The 1,043-nt window shown below is 36.1% G+C and carries 1 protein-coding gene and 1 pseudogene; one reads left to right on the top strand and one right to left on the bottom strand.

Annotated features, from left to right (window positions below; translation table 11 throughout):
* Positions 1–194, bottom strand: a pseudogene (locus tag B0182_RS11575) (NADH oxidase); the annotation flags it as partial.
* Between the two features lie 41 nt (positions 195–235).
* On the opposite strand from B0182_RS11575, the gene B0182_RS11570 reads away from it, so the two are divergent.
* Positions 236–935, top strand: a protein-coding gene (locus B0182_RS11570) for an IS1 family transposase (protein ID WP_228157684.1) whose coding sequence is annotated in 2 segments (ribosomal slippage) — positions 236–582 and positions 581–935 — 702 coding nt in all. Because the reading frame shifts where the segments join, the coding sequence is not laid out codon by codon here.
* The last annotated feature ends 108 nt before the right edge of the window (positions 936–1,043 follow it).

The raw sequence follows: 1,043 nt of genomic DNA, 5'->3' as shown, positions 1-1,043 counted from the left end.
GCATAATCTAGGAAAAAGGCTTCTCTTTGGCGTGTGCTGGATTTTTCAGCCAGCATTACAGGGCTTTCGTAGTTTCCGCCAGAAATTTTAATAAAATCAATGCCCAATTCTGATAATTTGGCGACCACAGCAAGGCTGTCATTTTCATCAAATCCGCCCTTTTGAAAATCGGGTATTGTTAAAAACAAATACATAAGTTAAAATAACTCAATACTTTACCATAGAGTAAAAACCAATGAACGAAACATTTGATAGTTGTCCTAAATGTAAGCACAAACACTTTGTCAAAGCAGGTTTTAACAATGGCAGACAACGCTATAAGTGCAAAGGTTGCAATCATTACTTTTCAGTACATAAACCAACGCATCATAAAAGCGAAGCAACCAAGCAAATGGCAATCAATATGTATCTAGAAGGTTTGGGCTTTCGTTCAATTGGTCGCATATTAGGTATTAGTTATGGCACAGTCTATCAATGGGTTAAAAAACTTGGCGAACAACATCAAATCAAACAAGATAGCAATCAAGCGATAGATATCGTTGAGCTTGATGAGATTCATAGCTACACCAAGCATAAAAAACGCTTGCTGGACCCCGCTTGCCATTGACAGAACAACAAAACAAATCTTAGGTTTTGTTTGTGGCAGACGAGACACCAACACCTTTAAACAGCTTTACAATCAATTGAACATCCATAACATTCAACTGTTTTGTAGTGACTACTGGAAATCTTACCTTGAAGTCATTCCAAAATCAAAACATATGACAAGCAAAGCTCAAACTTTTACCATAGAGGGCTATAATAGTCCCATTAGGCATTTCACAGCAAGATTTAGAAGAAAATCAAAATGTTATTCTAAATCCGAGAAAATGATAGAAAACACTTTGAACTTACTGTTTGCTAAGTGGAATGGAACTTTGAATTATGTATTTTAGTTTAACAATGCCGCTTGTTCTTATGGTAAGCAGTCCAAATGGCTTTCCTATGGTGGGGAAGCAGTCTTGTGTTTTTGTGTATGTTCATTTGCAGTATTTTACCTTAAT

It is taken from the genome of Moraxella bovis (assembly GCF_002014975.1).
Taxonomy (GTDB): domain Bacteria; phylum Pseudomonadota; class Gammaproteobacteria; order Pseudomonadales; family Moraxellaceae; genus Moraxella; species Moraxella bovis.
Note: the sequence above shows the minus strand (reverse complement) of the source record. Positions and strands in the feature narration are given on the sequence as shown.